Genomic DNA, 16,532 nt, shown 5'->3' on the forward strand with positions numbered 1-16,532 from the left:
TGCCAGGGCCCTTACAAGCCAATCAACAGCTGCCGGTAATCCTCGACCGCAGCAAACTCTTCGGTATCGCGTGGCTGCGCCTGGCTATCCGGCTGGCGCACAGCCAGCAGGTGCGCCACACCAAAGTGCCGTGCGCTGCGCAGTATCGCCAGGGTGTCATCGATGAACAGGCTACGCCCCGGCTCAAAACCGATGTCCGCCTGCAAGGCGTCCCAGAACTGTGGGCTTTCCTTCGGGTAACCATAGTCATGCGAGCTGATCAGCCGCTCGAAGTAGGGTGCCAGCTCCACCCGTTCGAGCTTCAGCGACAGCGAATCACGGTGGGCATTGGTGATCATCACCACGCGCTTGCCTGCACCGCGAATCGCCGCCAGGAACGTGTCGGCATCCGGGCGCAACGCGATCAGGTCGGCAATTTCCCGCTTCAGCTCCCGGATCGGCAGGCGCAGCTCCCGGCTCCAGAAGTCTAGGCAGTACCAGTTCAGCGTGCCGGCATTGCGCTCGAACAGCGGTTGCAGTTCCATTTCTGCCATGGCCCGGCTCACCCCATGCAGTTCTGCATAGCGCTGGGGCAGGTGGTCCAGCCAGAAGCGGTTGTCGTAATGCAGGTCGAGCAGGGTACCGTCCATATCCAGCAGGACGGTATCGATGGCAGACCAGGGAAGAACAGGCATGGGAAACTCTCGATCAGTCGGCAAGCCACGGTATAGTAACCCGTTCACGCCAAGGAGCCGCCCCATGCGCCAGAAACCCACCGTCCTCAGCCGCGAAATCGTCGCCAGCAGCCGCCTGTTCCGCGTAGAGGCTGTGCAATTGCGCTTCAGCAATGGTGCCGAGCGCACCTATGAGCGCTTGGTCGGCCGGGGTAACGGCTATGGCGCGGTGATGATCGTGGCCATGCTCGACGCCGAGCACGCCGTGCTGGTGGAAGAGTATTGCGGTGGCACCGATGAGTACGAGCTGTCGCTGCCCAAGGGCCTGATCGAGCCCGGCGAAGATGTGCTGGCAGCCGCCAACCGCGAGCTCAAGGAAGAGGCCGGGCTTGGCGCGCACTTGCTCGAGCACCTGACCGAGCTGTCGCTTTCGCCGGGCTACATGAGCCAGAAAATCCAGGTGGTGCTGGCCACCGACCTGTACGAAGAGCGCCTGGAAGGCGATGAGCCGGAGCCGATGCGGGTCGACAAGGTCAACCTGCGCGAGCTGTCGGCCTTGGCCATGCATCCGCAGTTCACCGAAGGCCGCGCCCTGGCGGCGCTGTACCTGGCGCGCGACCTGCTGATCCAGCGGGGGCTGCTGGCGCTATGAACGACGAGCAGCTGATGGTTGAAGTGGTCAAGTTGGCCTTGACTGCGGGCGAGGCGATCCTGCCGTTCTGGCGTGCGGATGTGGCAGTGACCAACAAGGCCGATGATTCGCCGGTGACTGCCGCAGACCTGGCAGCACACCGGGTGATTGCCGATGGCCTGCTGGCGCTGGCGCCGCAGATTCCGGTGTTGTCCGAAGAGGACTGCAACATTGCGCTGGCCGAGCGCCAGGGCTGGAGCCGCTGGTGGCTGGTGGACCCGCTGGATGGCACCAAGGAATTCATTGCCGGCAGCGAGGAGTTCACAGTCAATATCGCCTTGATCGAAAACGGCGAGGTGGTGTTTGGCGTGGTATCGATGCCCACCAATGGCCGCTGCTACTTTGGGGGCCGCGAATTGGGGGCCTGGCGGGCAGAAGCGGGTGAGGCGGCCCGGCCGATCCAGGTGCGCAACGCCCCGCCGGCGGGTGAGCGGTTTACCGTAGTTGCCAGCCGCCGGCACTCCAGCCCCGAACAGGAAGCATTGTTGGCGGGCCTGGGTGCGGCAGTGGGTGAACTGGAGTTGGCCAACATCGGTAGCTCGTTGAAGTTCTGCCTTTTGGCCGAGGGCAGCGCCGATTGTTATCCACGCCTGGCGCCGACTTCGCAGTGGGATACGGCGGCGGCCCAGGGTGTGGTGGAAGGGGCGGGTGGTGAAGTGATCGGGCTGGACGGTTTGCCGTTCCGTTACCCGGCGCGCGAGTCTTTGCTCAACCCGTATTTCCTGGCGTTGCCGGCAAAGGCAGCGTGGCGCCAGGCCTTTCTTGAGCTGATCTAGCGGGCCTGGCCGGCCTTGTGTTGCGATGGGCTGCAACGCAGCCCCCAAGGTTTGGGGATGGTGCATAAATTGCCGGGGCTGCTTTGCAGCCCATCGCGACACAAGGCCGCTCCTACAGGGGGCGCTACAGCCTTCGTTCTTAGCGGTGCAGCACGTACTGGCCGTTGAAGGTGACGGCCGGCTCATCACTCCCGGCATTGCTTACCGTGGTTTCCAGCGTCAAGCGCGCCCGCCCACGGCGCTGGTACAGGGTGAGGAAGCGTTCCCAGGTTTTCTCTTCCGGCGCCGCGCAACGGGCTATTGCTGCCCCGGTAACCGGCAGCGGGTAGCTGATTTGCCCTTCCTGGATGACGATATGCCCGTCATCTATCCCCAGTTCGCGCAGCCGCAGGTGCAACCAGCCCCAGCCCACAAGCACGGCTGCACAGTACAGGCTGCCGCCGAACATGGTGCTCTTGTGGTTGACGTTGGCCGCCAGCGGCAATTGCAGGCGCAGGGTGTGGTGTTGCCAATCAATCACTTCCAGGCCCATTTCGCGGGTCAGCGGGATGTCGCCATGCAGTACGGACTGCAGGTACTGGCTATCGGTGCTCATCAACGGTTGTCCTCATGGTCGTCGTGCCCGCCGCTAGCGCCCTCGAAGCTCAAGCCATGCTTGCGCAGCTTGTCGTGCAAGGTTTTGCGCGGGATGCCCAGCGCCTCTGCCAGGCTGCGCATGGAGCTGTGGGGCTGGGCCAGCTCGGCGGCGATCAGCGAACGCTCGAACTGCTCGACCTGTTCGCTCAGGTTGCCACTCAACACCGAAGGCGCCGCAGCCGCAGTCGCTGGCAGCTGACCATCCAGCGCCAGCTCAAGGCCAAGGGCGAAACGCTCGGCGGCGTTCTGCAATTCACGCACGTTACCTGGCCAAGTGTGGCGCAGCAGCATCGCCCGCTGCGCCGGCAGCAAGGCGTGCGGCGCCAGGCTGTGGCGCTGGCTGGCAGCGTCGGCAAAATGCTGGAACAGCACCAGGATATCGTCGCCGCGGTCCCGCAGCGGCGGGATACGCAGTGGCGCTACGTTCAGCCGGTAGTACAGGTCGGCACGGAAGCGGCCTTGGTCGGCGGCCTGGCGCAGGTCTTCCTTAGTGGCGGCGATAATGCGGATATCCAGCGGGATCAACTGGTTGCCGCCCAGGCGTTCCACCACCCGCTCCTGCAACATGCGCAGCAGCTTGACCTGCACGTCCAGGCTCATGCTCTCGATTTCGTCGAGGAACAGCGTACCGCCGTTGGCGAACTCGAATTTGCCGATGCGCCGTTTTTGCGCCCCGGTGAACGCCCCGGGTTCATGGCCGAACAGTTCGCTTTCGACCACTGACTCGGCCAATGCCCCGGCGTTGATCGCCACGAATGGCCCATCACGGCGGCTGGACAGGTCATGCAGCGCGCGGGCGACCACCTCCTTGCCGGCACCCGTTTCGCCCAGGATCAGCACATCGGCGCGGGTTGCGGCCAAGGCGCCGATCTGCTCGCGCAGGCGCTGCATGGCCGGCGAGTGGCCGACCAGGCGCGTGGCCAGTTGCTGGCGGTCGCTCAGCGCCAGGCGCAGGCTGCGGTTGTCCAGCACCAGGCGGCGCAGCGCCAGGGCACGGCGCACGCTGTCGAGCAGTGCGTCGCTGGCGAAGGGCTTTTCCAGAAAGTCATAGGCACCGGCGCGCATTGCCTGTACCGCCAGGGGCACATCCCCGTGCCCGGTAATCAACAGCACGGGCAGTTCGCTGTCGCGGCCGTGCAGTTGCTCCAGCAGCTGCAGGCCATCGATGCCGGGCATGCGGATATCGCTGACCACCACGCCGGGCCAGTCGCTCTCGATACGCTCAGCCAGGCCTTGGGCATCGCCCAGCGCGACCACTTTCAGCCCGGCCAGGTCCAAGGTCTGGCTCAGGGCCTGGCGCAGGTGCGGGTCATCGTCGACCAGGATGACCTGGGCTTGGCTGTCGATCTGTGTCTCGGGGGTCATGCCGAGGGGTCCTCCGAATTGGGCAAGGTCGCGCCAGGCGCAGCCTTGCGTAGCTGCAGGGTCAGCAGAGCACCACCTTCCGGGTGGTTGGCCAGCAGCAGTTCACCCCCCAGGGCGCGCATCAGGCTTTCGCAGATGGCCAACCCCAGGCCCAGGCCCTGGGTGCGGGTCTTGGTGGTGAAGAACGGCTCCTTGGCATGCTCCAGGGCCTGGCGGCTGAAGCCGGGGCCATTGTCGCGGATGTACAGGTAGACGCAGTCATCACGCTGTTCGGCACTTAGCCACAGGCGGCGCGGGTTGGCTTTTTCGGTCAGGGCATCCAGGGCATTGGCCAACAGGTTGCCCAGCACCTGGCGCAGGCGGGTTTCACCGGCCTGTACCCACAAGGTGGCTTCCGGCAGGTCGCGAATCAGCTCCACGGCCATTGCCCGGCGGCGCTTGGCCAGCAGCGCCAGGGCATCGTCCAGGGCTGGCTGCAGGGCGACGCTTTCCGGCGCATGCCGATCACGGCGGGCGAAGGCCCGCAAGTGGGCGATGATCGACGCCATACGCCCGGTGAGCTCGCCAATCAGCTTGAGGTTGCCGCGGGCGTCCTCGGTGCGTTGGTGGTCGAGCAGGATCTCGGCGTTTTCCGCGTAGCTGCGAATGGCCGCCAGCGGTTGGTTGAGTTCGTGGCTGATACTGGCCGACATGGTGCCAAGCACCGAGAGCTTGCCGGCCTGCACCAGCTCGTCCTGGGCGCGCACCGCCTCTTGCTGGGCGTTTTCGCGCTCCAGTACGGCGCGCTTGAGGCGGGTATTGAGGCCCTCGAGGTCGGCGGTGCGTTCGGCTACGCGCTTTTCCAGCTCCTGACGGGCGCGGGCTTCGAAGTCGATGCGGTCAATGTAGTGGCGGCGCCGTTGCATCACCAGCCCGGCCAGCAGCATTGCCACCAGCAGGGTGCCGGCGCCAATGGCCATCACCGTTTGCACCGAACGGTCTACCAGCATGCGCGGGGCAAGGATGCTGACCTGCCAGCCGGTTTCCTTGATGTCGCGGGTCTGGGTGATCCAGGCATCCGGGGCGAGCACCAGCGGTTGCGGAGCCTGGGTGGGGTAGGGCTGGATGGCGATGATGGCCTGACGCTCGGCATCGCTCAGTGCGCGGGTGGCACGGAAGCGCCAATCGGGCCGCGAAGTGAGGATGACCACGCCATTGTGATCGGTCAGCAACAGCTGCTCTGGTGTGCGGCCCCACAGGGTTTCGGTGTGGTCGAGGTCGACCTTGACCACCAGCACGCCCACGATGCGCTCGCGATCACGTACGGCGGCGGCGAAGAAGTAGCCGCGTTTGGCCGACGTTGTGCCCTGGCCGAAGAAGCGGCCCAGGTGGCCCGCCATGGCTTCGTTGAAGTACGGTCGGAAGGCGAAGTTACGGCCCACGAAGCTGTCGTGCTTGTCCCAGTTGGACGCTGCCAGGGTGTTGCCGCTGACATCCATCAGGTACATCACCTCGGCGCCGGTCTGCTGCACGATGCCCTTGAGCAGGCGGTTGGCGTTGGTCACCGCCTCCAGGCGGAATGGGTCGGCCAGTACGCTGCGCAGTGCCGGCAGGTCGCCGAGGATCTGCGGCAAGGTTTCATAGCGGTGCAGGGTGCCGAGCAGGTTGGCTACGTACAGGTCCAGGGTCTGGCGGTTCTGCGAGGCCAGTTCCTGCTGGTAGTAACGTTCGGCCAGGTGGTGCAGGGGCCACAGTAACGGCGCCAGGCACAGGGCCAGCAAGGCCAGGCTGCGCCAGCGGGGACGGCGTGGGGGCGTGGGTTTAGCAATCATCACGTAAATGCGCCAGAAAGGTCTGGCGCAATTATGCGCTAGTTACGGCAGCAGTTCCGCCTCTGCCCATGCCAGGCCAAGCTTGTCCTTGTCTGATAGCAGCGGTAGTTGCTGCAGCCCCCAGTCGATGGCCAGGTGCGGATCGTCCCAGCGGATGCAGCGATCGGCGCCGGGGTTGTAGTAATCGGTGGTCTTGTACAGGAACTCGGCCGACTCGCTCAGCACCGCAAAGCCATGGGCGAAGCCTGCCGGTATCCATAACTGGCGGTAGTTGGCTGCCGACAGATTCACCGCGACCCACTGGCCGAAGGTTGGCGAGCTTTTGCGCACATCCACGGCGACATCGCGGATTTCGCCCTGAACCACGCGCACCAGCTTGCCTTGGGTATTCTCAACCTGAAAATGCAGCCCGCGGAGCACGCCCTTGACCGAGCGCGAGTGGTTATCCTGGACGAATTCGACATTCACCCCGGTCTGCCTTGCGAACTCGCGGGCGTTGAACGCTTCGAAGAAAAAGCCACGGCTGTCACCGTAAACCGTGGGCTCGATGATCAGTACATCGGGGATTGCAGTCGGGATGATGTTCATGGCGGTTCGCTTGCCGTTCGTTAACTATTGACCCTAGTCGCCCTTGCTGGAAATTTCCGCATTCAGCAGTGACAGGATGCGTACGATATGGCCAGGGTAGGCGGTCAAGCGATGGATGCTAACGGGTTAACCCGCATTAAATTCGATTTCTATCGATATTGAGATAACAGCTTGTCTGAAAATCCGGCGTATCAGGCTTTGAATATCGATATGTATCGGTTATAAATAGATCAACGTCTTACCGCAATCCGGCCCAGGGCCATCACAGAGGTCAACCATGAAAACCCTCAACTCCACGCCACGTGCCGATGGTTTCCACATGCCCGCCGAGTGGGCTCCGCAAACCCAGGTATGGATGGTTTGGCCGGAGCGTTCGGACAACTGGCGCCTGGGTGGCAAACCGGCGCAAGCAGCGCATGTAGCCTTGGCCAAGGCCATTGCCCGTTTTGAGCCGGTTACCGTTGCGGTTTCCGCAGGGCAGTACGAGAACGCGCGTCGCCAGCTCGACCAGCCGAACATTCGGGTGGTCGAAATCAGCAACGACGACGCCTGGGTGCGTGACACCGGCCCGACCTTCGTCATCAACGACCAAGGCGAAGTGCGCGGTGTGGACTGGGGCTTCAACGCCTGGGGCGGCTTCGATGGTGGCCTGTATGCGCCATGGAACCGCGACGAGGAGCTGGCGGCCAAGGTGCTGGAAATGGAGCGCTGCCAGCGCTACCACACCGAAGGCTTCGTGCTCGAGGGCGGCTCGATCCACGTGGACGGTGAAGGCACGCTGATCACCACCGAGGAATGCCTGCTCAACCGCAACCGCAACCCGCACCTGACCCGCGAGCAAATCGAAGCGGTGCTGCGCGACCACCTGGCGGTGGATACCGTGGTGTGGTTGCCCGATGGCCTGTACAACGATGAAACCGACGGCCACGTCGACAACTTCTGCTGTTACGTGCGCCCGGGCGAAGTGTTACTGGCCTGGACCGATGATTCCAACGACCCCAATTACGCCCGTTGCCATGCCGCCATGGAAGTGTTGCAGAACACCCGTGACGCCAAGGGCCGAGCATTCATCGTGCACAAAATGCCCATTCCAGGCCCGCTGTACGCCACGGCTGAAGAATGTGCCGGTGTCGACCACGTGGCCGGCAGCCAGGAGCGTGACCCTTCGGTGCGCCTGGCCGGTTCCTACGTGAACTTCCTGATCGTCAACGGCGGCATCATTGCGCCAAGCTTCGATGACCCGGCAGATGCCGAAGCCAGAGCGATCCTTGCGCGGATATTCCCCGACCACGAAGTGGTGATGATTCCTGGGCGCGAGCTGCTGTTGGGCGGTGGCAACATCCACTGCCTGACCCAGCAGCAGCCGGCACCCGTCACGCGCTGATTGCCAGCCCGGTGACAAAGAGGCCCGTCTGCTGACGGGCCTTTTTTTCGGGCGACGCCCGGCGGCTTGTTTTTGGCATAGGTTTTGTATTGTTTTTCAAGGAGATAGCTTGGCTCTGCCAGGTTATCCGAGCTGTAACAATACCTACGTAGATTAGCCGCTCACGGGTTAGGGAGTACGTGTAGACATGAACGCAGCAAGTGAGTCGGCTTTGCGCCCATCGGCAGTTGGTCACCCATCGCTCAAGCGGGTCGCGGCGTGGTTGAAACACCATGGAAGCATCAGGGTCAGGACGACCGACCCACGACGTCTGCTTGCCGGACGCTACCCGCAAGGTTTGATCAGCGACGCTGAAATGCAAGCGCTGATGGCGGTGTGGCACTAATCGATTACAGCTGTGCCGACCTCTTGGCGGCGATAGCCGCGAAGAGGCTGGCACCTGCCACGCGCCCCTCCCCACACGCACCCGGTAAATTGTCGGGGCAGTCAAGATGCCGTTTCTGACAAAAAGATAAAATCCCCGCCTATAGCGCCGACATGCATTGAAATGCCTCGTATCACGGGATGATCTTGGTTATATCAACCTGCATTTCACGACTTTTTGACATTTGTAATCGCACGCGGCTAGGATTCGGCCCAACGCCTGCTGGCCACCTCCGTTGGCCATGCTGCTGCCAGAGGCCGCCCGTGCAGTTACCGGCCGGCCTTCAAGTCTGGATCCGCATAGCGTCGAACCTACGTAGGGGCGTTGGTTCCTGGCGTTGTATTGCAGAGCGTTTTTGATTAAGCGATAAGGAAAACAACATGTTGAAAACCAGGATCAGCCTGGTCGCCCTGGCGATGATCGCCGCGACCCAGGCACAGGCCAATGATCAGGCCGAGAGCAAGGGCTTCATCGAGGACAGCCACGCCAACGTCCTTCTGCGCAACGCTTACATCAACCGTGACAAGAAGCACGGCACCGACGACCAGATCGAATGGGGCCAAGCAGTCATCGGCAACTTCTCCTCCGGTTTCACCCAAGGCACTGTCGGTGTCGGCGTCGACGCATTCGGCCTGTATGCCCTGCGCCTCGATGGCGGCAAAGGCCATAACGGTGGCGCGGGTGTCGACTTCTTCAAGCCGCACGAAACCACCAACGCCGACGGCAACGCCAGCTCGCCGCACAACCTGGCGCGTGGTGGCGCAGCCGTGAAGTTCCGCATTTCCAACACTGTGCTCAAGTACGGTGACCAGATGCCAGCACTGCCAGTGCTGCAGTACGACGACGCACGTCTGCTGCCAGAAAGCTTCACCGGCACCCTGATCACCTCCAAGGAAATCAAGGGCCTGGAGCTGAACGCCGGCCGCTTCACCCAGGAAGCGCGCAAAAGCGCCGAGCGTCGTGATGGTGGTGGCCTGAAGTCGATCAACGTGCTGGGTGGTAGCTACAAGTTCAGCGACAACTTCACCGGCTCGCTGTACACCGCAGACAACGAAGACGTAATGCGCAAGCACTACCTGGGCTTGAACTACGTCTTCCCGATTGCCAGCGACCAGTCCCTGACCCTGGACTTCAACGGCTACAAGTCGGACATCAACAACAAGTACGTCAAGGCCGCTGGCCTGAACGGCGACTCCAACACCATCTGGAGCCTGGCGGCCACCTACGCGTATGGTGCGCACTCGTTCACCCTCGCCCACCAGCGCAGCACTGGCAGCACCGGCTACAACTACGGCTGGTACCAGAACCAGGGCGGCGTGGGTGACGGTGGTTCGACCATCTACCTGGCCAACTCGTACTGGTCCGACTTCAACGCCGAGGACGAGCGTTCCTGGCAGCTGGGCTACGGCCTGGACTTCGGTGCCTACGGCATCCCTGGCCTGACCTACAAGCTGGCCTACGTAGTGGGTGACAACATCAACACCCGCAACAACGCCAACCCGCAGGGCTTCGGCGAAGGCAAGGAACGCGAAATCTTCAACCAGGTCCGTTACGTGGTGCAGGACGGCCCGGCCAAAGACCTGTCCATCAAGCTGCGTAGCTCGTTCGTGCGTACCAACAACGCCGTACAGCAGAACGGCTACAACGACGATGGCAACGAAGTACGCGTATTCGTCGAGTACCCGATCAGCATCTTCTGATGGTGAGCTGAGTGTTCTGGGGCTGCTTTGCAGCCCATCGCGACGCAAGGCCGCTCCTACAGGAATGCCCCGAACCGGGCACCTTGTGGGAACCGCCTTGTGTCGCGAAAGGGCCGCACCGCGGCCCCGGCGATCTGCGCCACAACCCCAAAAATCGAGCTGCCACGCCGCCCCTAGCGACACGGCTCACCCCGGTAGCAACACGCTAACCCGCAATCCACCCCCTTCGCGGTTCATCAGCAGCAGCTCACCGCCATGGCTGCCAGCGATGCGTTGCGCAATGCTCAACCCCAACCCGTATCCCCCGGAGGACTGGTTGCGCGACCCTTCGCCGCGTACGAACGGGTCGGTAATGGTCGCCAGCAGCCCCGGCGCAATCCCCGGGCCACGGTCGTCGATATGGATCAGCACCCCGCTGTTCGCCCGTTCCAGCGTGACTGAAACCTCCTTGGCATAACGCAGTGCATTGACCAGCAGGTTCTGCAGGCAACGCTGCAGCAGCAACGCATCCACACGCACGCCGCCTGCCTGGCCATGCACCGGCAATGGCTCTTTGTCGGTCGCCAGGTCGGCGCACAGCCGTGCTACCAGTCGGTCCAGGTCCACCTGCTGCAAGTTCTGCTGCTCCCCGGCTCGCAGGTAGTCGAGCACCTGGCCGATCATGTCGTCCATCTGCCTGATGTTCTGCCGCAGACGCTGGTGGTGTTCATCGTCCGGCAAGCGTTCCAGGCGCAGGCGCATGCGGGTCAAGGGGGTGCGCAGGTCATGTGACACAGCGGCGAGGAAGTAGGCCTTGTCGTTGACCATGGCAATCAGGCGCTGCTGCATGGCGTTGAACGCCTGGGCAGCCTGGCGTACTTCCTGCGGGCCATCCAGCCCCAGTGGCGGCTGCTCAAGATTGGTGCCCAGGCCGCGGGCAGCATCGGCCAGGCGCTGCAACGGGCGCAGGCACAGGCGCACGGCGATCAGGCAGACCAGCAGCACCGCGACAATGCGCAGTGCATACACCCGCAACAGGTAATCGCTTATCAGTACCCAGGCCGACTCGCCGCTCCAGCCCTGCAGCTCCTGGCCCTCGATGATAAGCCAGTGGCCATCGGCCAATGGCACCGCAAACTGCATATGGGCCTGGGCGGTACGCAAACCGAACAGGCTGCGCCAGACTATCGGTTGGCCCGACGCGTCGGTCAGTTGCACATTCATCAGGCGTACCGCCTGAGCATGCCCCAGCTCGTACTTGAGGGCTTGGCGCAGCAGCAATTCGACCCGCCGGCGCTCCCGGCGCTGGTCATGCGTTTGTTCGGGCAGGTGCTCGGCACAGCGCAACTGGTAATGAGCCGGCACTGGCAGCGCGGCATCGTGGCAGTCGGCGCGGGAGATCAGGGGCGCACTGCGCGCGGCGATCAGCCGCACGGGGGCTTCGAACACCTGGGCGAAGCGCACATCGAACCAGATGCTGCTCGACATCAGCTGCACCACCAGCGTGCCGCTGACCATGATCAGCAATAGCTGGCCGAACAGGGTGCGCGGCCACAGCCGGCGAAGCCAGCGCACCTCAGGCATCGGCCTGGTGCTGGCCGATGGTCAGCAAGTAGCCTTCGTTGCGGATGGTGAGGATTTGCGCGGCCCCGTCCGGTGCGCGCCGCAGGTGCTGGCGCAGGCGGCTCACGCACATGTCCACCGAGCGGTCATCAGGCAGGTGGTCGCGGCCGAATGCGCTGCGCGTCAGTTGGTCGCGGGAAACCACGCGGTTGTTGGCCTCCAGCAGCTCGCGCAGCACCCGGTAGTCGGAGCGTGGCAGGGGCAGGATCTGGCCATCGGGGCGCGTGAGCAGGCGCTTGACGTGCTCCAGGCGGAAGCCGGCGAACAGTTGTGCATCGCCCCCTGCAGTGTCTTGCGCCTGGGTTTCCAGGCGTTGCGGGCGGCGCAGCACCGCCTTGATCCGGGCAATCAGCTCGCGTGGCTCGAACGGCTTGGCCAGGTAATCGTCGGCACCCACTTCCAGGCCGATGATGCGGTCCAGCGTGCTGCCTTTGGCCGACAACATGATCACCGCCAGCCCGGGCGTGGCCTGCAATTGGCGACAAAGGCTGAGTCCGTCTTCACCGGGCAGCATCAAGTCGAGTACCACCAGATCCACGGTGTGCCTGGCCATTTGCGCGCGCATCTGCTCGCCGTCGGCCGCCTCCAGCACGTTGTAACCGGCGTCGGCCAGGTAATCACAAAGAAGTTCGCGGATCTCGTCGTCATCGTCGACGACCAGCAGGGTCGTGCTCATGCGGAAAACACCTGTCGGGTGAGGCCCAGGGGCGCTCATTACATTCAATTACATCCCCGTACATGTCGGGTCTGGCGCCGGGAGGGCCGATCCCTAGAATCCTAACAAAAAATCATCTGCAAATACGAAGCCTTCCCAAATGAATCCCTACAGCATTTCGAACGCGCTCCCCCCCACCCTTGCAAGCGGCAACCGCCTCAAGCCACTGGCGTTCTGCATTGCCGTGGCTATCAGCGGTGGTGCCATGGCCGCCGACAGCCAACCCCTGGAGCTGGACGCCACGCAAATCGAAGACAGCGCGCTGCTGCCCACCGACGCTGCAGGCCAGCTGGGTTACACCGTCGAGAGCACCCGCAGCTCCACCGGCCTGAACCTGACGCCACGGCAGACCCCGCAGTCAGTCACCACCATCACCCGCCAGCAGATGGAAGACCGCGGCATCCACACCATCGAACAGGCGCTGGAAACCACACCAGGGGTAACAGCCAACAAGTCCGAAGTGGGCGGGCGTACCGACTACCGCGCCCGTGGCTATTCGATCAGCAACTGGAAGGTCGATGGCCTGCAGACCCAGGGCGGTTCTGACTTCAGCGGCAGCGGCAATGCCCTGAACATGGACCTGTACGAGCGCATCGACATCGTGCGCGGTGCCAACGGCCTGCTTGGCGGCACCGGTGACCCATCGGCCACCGTCAACCTGATCCGCAAGGCGCCGACCAAGACCTTTGGCGGTAGCGCCTACGCCACCTACGGCAGCTGGGACAAACGCCGCCTGGGTGCCGACCTCAACCTGCCGCTCTCCGAGGACGGGCGCCTGCGCTCGCGTTTCGTGATGACCCAGCAGGACGCCAATTCGTTCCGCGACAACCAGTCCGACCGCTCCCGCGCGGCGCTGGCCAATTTCGAGTTCGACCTGGACGACGCCACCACCCTCGGTGCCGGCTACCAGTACGAGTACAACAAGGTGGTGGGTGGCGGCTGGGGCGCGAACATTCCGCTGTGGTACCGCGACGGCAGCAAGACCGACCTGCCACGCAGCACCAACGTGGTGCCCAGTTGGAGCTTTGGCGAGTACACCACGCGCACCGCTTTCGGCTCGCTGCAGCACCGCTTCGACAATGACTGGACGCTGGACCTGAAGGCATCCCAGGCCACCACCGAAGCCCTCAACCACCGCGGCCTGGCCAAGGTCAACTCGGCAGGGCGCGGCACCTATGGCGGCTACTGGGACCAGGATGGCAGCGGCGCCGTACTGAACGGCCTGCACAGCTCCACCGACACCACCCAGCAGTCGGCGCAGATCGACCTGTCTGGCCCATTCCAGCTGTTCGGCCGCACCCACCAGGCCATGGTGGGCTATAACGACAGCCGCACCGTGGGTTGGTCCCCGCAGTACACCTGCACCATGGTGGGCGACGGCATGGCCAGTGCACCGGCGCTGGGTTGCCAGTTCCGCGCCAACAACGGCTTCCCGGTGAGCGATTGGCACAACGGCGTGGACGACGACTACGACCTCATCGCCTCGCGCACCGGCCTGCACAGCAAGACCACCACGCGCTTGCAAGGCATGTACGCCGCTACCCGCCTGAGCATTACCGACCCTTTGTCGGTGATTGTCGGCGTGCGCACCAGCAACTACGCGTCGGTGACCCGTAGCGTGGCCGGCGAGCGCAGCAGCCAGGAAGAGAACGGCATCGTCACCCCATACCTGGGCGCGGTGTACGACCTCAACGACACCTACTCGCTGTACGCCAGCTACACCGACATCTTCACCCCGCAAACATCGGAAACCGTGAGCGGCAGTAAAGTCGAGCCGATTCGTGGGCAAAGCTATGAAACGGGTATCAAGGGTGAATGGTTCGACGGCCGCCTGAACGCCTCGGCAGCCTACTTCCGCACCAAGCAGGAAAACAAAGCCGTGCTCGATGGCGACCTGACCACCCCGACCGGTGCCAGCGCCTACAAGGCCGGCTCAGGTGTGGAAACCGACGGTATCGACCTGGAAGTGGCAGGCGCGTTGACGCCTGAATGGAACGTATACGCCGGCTACACCTACCTGCACTTCCGCCGTGTCGACAGCGACGGCCGCAGCGACCCGTCGCACCTGTTCAAAGCCTCCACCACCTATCGCCTGAGCGGCCCGCTCGACCGCCTGACCGTAGGTGCCGGTGTAACAGCCCAGAGCAACATCCGCGCTATTTCCAGCCCCGCAGGCCAGCCGGTCAACGGCGTGAGCAGCGGTGCAACCGATGTGAACTGGTCGGGTTATGCCATCTGGAACGCCATGGCCAAGTACCAGGTAACCGATGCCACCAGCGTTACCCTCAACGCCAACAACCTGTTCGACAAGCACTACTACACCCAGTACGGGTTCTATGCCGGCGGCATCTACGGCGACCCGCGCAACCTGTCGCTGACGGTAAGCACTGCCTTCTGATATTTAGGGGCGGCCTTGCGTCGCAGCCCTACGAGTTGCGCTGTCGCGCAGAGAACACAACTCGTAAGCGCGACGCGGCCGGTGTGGGAGCGGGCCCTGCTAAATCCACCAGTTACATCGGGCGAGTTGGGCGGGGCTCTGGGGCGTGGGCTGGAAACAAAAAGGCCCACCTTTCGGTGAGCCTTTTGAGTACTGCATAAGCATGTAGCGTCACATGGGCCTCGCGGTTCGCCTCCAGAAACCGGCTCCACCAGGTCATGATCATCCGGCGCTCTTCGAGAAACTCGGCCTTGTGGGTATAAGCGGCCCGCACGTTGTTGCGTTCCTTGTGGCTCATCTGCCGTTCGATGGCCGTCTCTGACCACAGCCCGTACTCGACCAGCGCACTGCACGCCATGGCTCGGAACCCGTGGCCGCAGATATCCACTTAGGTGTAGTAACCCAACGCCCCGTATGCCGCATTCATCCGGTTCGCAGAATCGTTTTCACAGTTTGGCATCCTCTACGAACGCCACATTCAGGCCACCTCAAGTTGCCGAGTTAGAGATCGAACCCGTCGCAGCAGGTAGGACGCAACACGATATTTCAAGCTTAAACCGCGCAACATTTCTATTCCCACCAACTGCAAGCGACTGCGCTAAGTTCCCCACCCTCTGGCAATGATGCCGCCCCCAAGCTCACTATCTCGCCGTGGATAGACCATTGAAAAAATTTGCGTTTGTAAGTGCAGCCGCGGAGCGTGAGTACAAAGAATTGCCCAAGGACGTTCAGGACGATTTCGGCAAGGACCTGCGGCGCATTCAGTATGGCCAGGACCCTGTTCGGCCGTTCAAGTCATTGACAGAATCAGTAGGGGCGGGGGCGATCAAGCTCATCATAAACGGCAGCCCGGCATTCCGATGCGTGTATGTGGCCAAGTTCGCGGACATGGTCGTTGTGCTGCATTCGTTCGTAAAAACGACCAACAGGTCCGACCGGCACGCGATGCAGGTCGCCCAAGAGCGAATGAAGGAGCTCAAGCACGAGTTGCGCAAAATGGGGTACAGAGTTTAGCTGCCCGGCGCTTGGGTGATCACGATCTGGGGAGATGAACTGCCATCGTTTTTGGGAAGCGTCAGGCTGGTACGAAAGCCAAGCTTGTCGAGCATGTCCATCATGGCGTCCAGGGTGAATTTCTCGATTTTGCCATTCGCCAACTCCGATACCCGAGACTGGGTTACGTTCAGCCTGGCGGCCGCCTCGTGTTGTTTGAGGCCCGTTTTTTTGATGCAGTCGGTAATGAAGATGGAAAGGTCCATTTTCAAGGCCATTTTGCTGGCCGTTTCTGCATCGTGGGTGGCGTGGAAGGGGCTTTCGTGGAATTGAAGCGGCATGGGCTTGCCTCAGCAGAAATATCTAAAATTTACGATAAAATCTTAGGTGGGCTCGATGGGCAAGTCAAAGCGTTTGTGTTTGGGGGCTTTTCTTGATGGTCAGAGAATGCGCCACTTGAGATTGCTGGGGATGCTGCGCAGCCCATCGCGAGGCAAGGCTCCTGCATTGGTCCACGCGACGGAGCGGGTTCACCCGCGAAGGGGCCGGGCCTGCTGGCGTGATTTCCTGGGTATTCACCGTGGCAGCCACCACCGCATTCGCGGCTGAAGCCGCTCCTACATCGTGCGAGTTGGGCAGGGCTCAGGGGCGAGGGCTGGAAACAAAAAAGGCCCACCTTTTGGTGGTCGGTGGTCGGTGGTCGGTGGTCGGCACATATCTGCGGCTCGACACCGCCCGACGTAGGAGCGGGTTCACC

Annotated in this window: 14 protein-coding genes and 1 pseudogene; 6 read left to right on the forward strand and 9 right to left on the reverse strand. The window is 62.8% G+C overall.

The features are described 5' to 3' along the window. Positions 1-11: 11 nt before the first annotated feature. Positions 12-674 (reverse strand): GMP/IMP nucleotidase, encoded by a 663-nt coding sequence (gene yrfG / locus GEV39_RS01160; RefSeq protein WP_173887276.1) that lies wholly within the window; start codon positions 672-674, stop codon positions 12-14. A gap of 64 nt (positions 675-738) precedes the next feature. On the opposite strand from yrfG, the gene nudE reads away from it, so the two are divergent. Both nudE and cysQ read left to right on the forward strand, forming a co-directional pair. Next, positions 739-1,305, forward strand: a complete 567-nt coding sequence (gene nudE / locus GEV39_RS01165; protein ID WP_173887278.1) for an ADP compounds hydrolase NudE — start codon at positions 739-741, stop codon at positions 1,303-1,305. After that, the gene (gene cysQ, locus GEV39_RS01170) at positions 1,302-2,120 is read left to right on the forward strand and encodes a 3'(2'),5'-bisphosphate nucleotidase CysQ (protein ID WP_173887279.1); all 819 of its coding nucleotides are present in this window, start codon (positions 1,302-1,304) and stop codon (positions 2,118-2,120) included. The genes nudE and cysQ overlap by 4 nt, the downstream gene beginning before the upstream one ends. Before the next feature lie 139 nt (positions 2,121-2,259). Here the strand turns inward: cysQ and GEV39_RS01175 are convergent, their stop codons facing one another. Genes GEV39_RS01175 through rfbC form a run of 4 tightly spaced genes read right to left on the reverse strand, consistent with a single transcriptional unit; the run spans position 2,260 to position 6,520 of the window. After that, complete coding sequence (locus tag GEV39_RS01175; RefSeq protein ID WP_173887281.1) at positions 2,260-2,715, reverse strand: thioesterase domain-containing protein; 456 nt, start codon at positions 2,713-2,715, stop codon at positions 2,260-2,262. Then, the gene (locus tag GEV39_RS01180) at positions 2,715-4,121 is read right to left on the reverse strand and encodes a sigma-54-dependent transcriptional regulator (RefSeq protein WP_173887283.1); all 1,407 of its coding nucleotides are present in this window, start codon (positions 4,119-4,121) and stop codon (positions 2,715-2,717) included. The genes GEV39_RS01175 and GEV39_RS01180 overlap by 1 nt, the downstream gene beginning before the upstream one ends. Next, positions 4,118-5,932, reverse strand: a complete 1,815-nt coding sequence (locus tag GEV39_RS01185) for a sensor histidine kinase (RefSeq protein ID WP_009684783.1) — start codon at positions 5,930-5,932, stop codon at positions 4,118-4,120. Before GEV39_RS01185 ends, GEV39_RS01180 begins: the two co-directional genes overlap by 4 nt. A gap of 42 nt (positions 5,933-5,974) precedes the next feature. Further along, the gene (gene rfbC / locus GEV39_RS01190) at positions 5,975-6,520 is read right to left on the reverse strand and encodes a dTDP-4-dehydrorhamnose 3,5-epimerase (RefSeq protein ID WP_173887285.1); all 546 of its coding nucleotides are present in this window, start codon (positions 6,518-6,520) and stop codon (positions 5,975-5,977) included. 277 nt (positions 6,521-6,797) lie between these two features. Between rfbC and aguA the strand changes: the two genes are divergently transcribed. Further along, positions 6,798-7,904, forward strand: a complete 1,107-nt coding sequence (gene aguA, locus GEV39_RS01195; protein WP_173887287.1) for an agmatine deiminase — start codon at positions 6,798-6,800, stop codon at positions 7,902-7,904. Between the two features lie 804 nt (positions 7,905-8,708). After that, a complete protein-coding gene (locus tag GEV39_RS01200) occupies positions 8,709-10,028 on the forward strand; it encodes an OprD family porin (RefSeq protein ID WP_029885603.1) in 1,320 nt (439 codons plus the stop codon). A 186-nt stretch (positions 10,029-10,214) separates the two neighbouring features. Here GEV39_RS01200 and GEV39_RS01205 read toward each other — a convergent pair whose 3' ends face one another. Continuing rightward, the gene (locus tag GEV39_RS01205; protein ID WP_173887288.1) at positions 10,215-11,591 is read right to left on the reverse strand and encodes an ATP-binding protein; all 1,377 of its coding nucleotides are present in this window, start codon (positions 11,589-11,591) and stop codon (positions 10,215-10,217) included. Then, the gene (locus GEV39_RS01210; RefSeq protein ID WP_173887290.1) at positions 11,584-12,306 is read right to left on the reverse strand and encodes a response regulator; all 723 of its coding nucleotides are present in this window, start codon (positions 12,304-12,306) and stop codon (positions 11,584-11,586) included. The genes GEV39_RS01205 and GEV39_RS01210 overlap by 8 nt, the downstream gene beginning before the upstream one ends. A 139-nt stretch (positions 12,307-12,445) precedes the next feature. On the opposite strand from GEV39_RS01210, the gene GEV39_RS01215 reads away from it, so the two are divergent. Continuing rightward, positions 12,446-14,743 carry a TonB-dependent siderophore receptor gene (locus GEV39_RS01215; RefSeq protein WP_173887292.1) on the forward strand — a complete coding sequence of 766 codons (2,298 nt, stop codon included), beginning with the start codon at positions 12,446-12,448 and terminating at the stop codon, positions 14,741-14,743. 112 nt (positions 14,744-14,855) lie between these two features. Here GEV39_RS01215 and GEV39_RS01220 read toward each other — a convergent pair. Then, positions 14,856-15,185 (reverse strand): annotated as a pseudogene (locus tag GEV39_RS01220) (hypothetical protein); the annotation flags it as partial. A gap of 260 nt (positions 15,186-15,445) precedes the next feature. Between GEV39_RS01220 and GEV39_RS01225 the strand changes: the two are divergent. Next, positions 15,446-15,796, forward strand: coding sequence for a type II toxin-antitoxin system RelE/ParE family toxin (locus GEV39_RS01225; RefSeq protein WP_173887293.1), 351 nt, complete (start codon positions 15,446-15,448; stop codon positions 15,794-15,796). Here GEV39_RS01225 and GEV39_RS01230 read toward each other — a convergent pair. After that, entirely contained in the window at positions 15,793-16,116 is a 324-nt protein-coding gene (locus GEV39_RS01230; RefSeq protein ID WP_173887295.1) for a helix-turn-helix domain-containing protein, read from the reverse strand. The genes GEV39_RS01225 and GEV39_RS01230 overlap by 4 nt on opposite strands. Positions 16,117-16,532 lie beyond the last annotated feature (416 nt).

The sequence above is a fragment of the Pseudomonas sp. NY5710 genome, assembly GCF_013305665.1.
Taxonomy (GTDB): domain Bacteria; phylum Pseudomonadota; class Gammaproteobacteria; order Pseudomonadales; family Pseudomonadaceae; genus Aquipseudomonas; species Aquipseudomonas juntendi.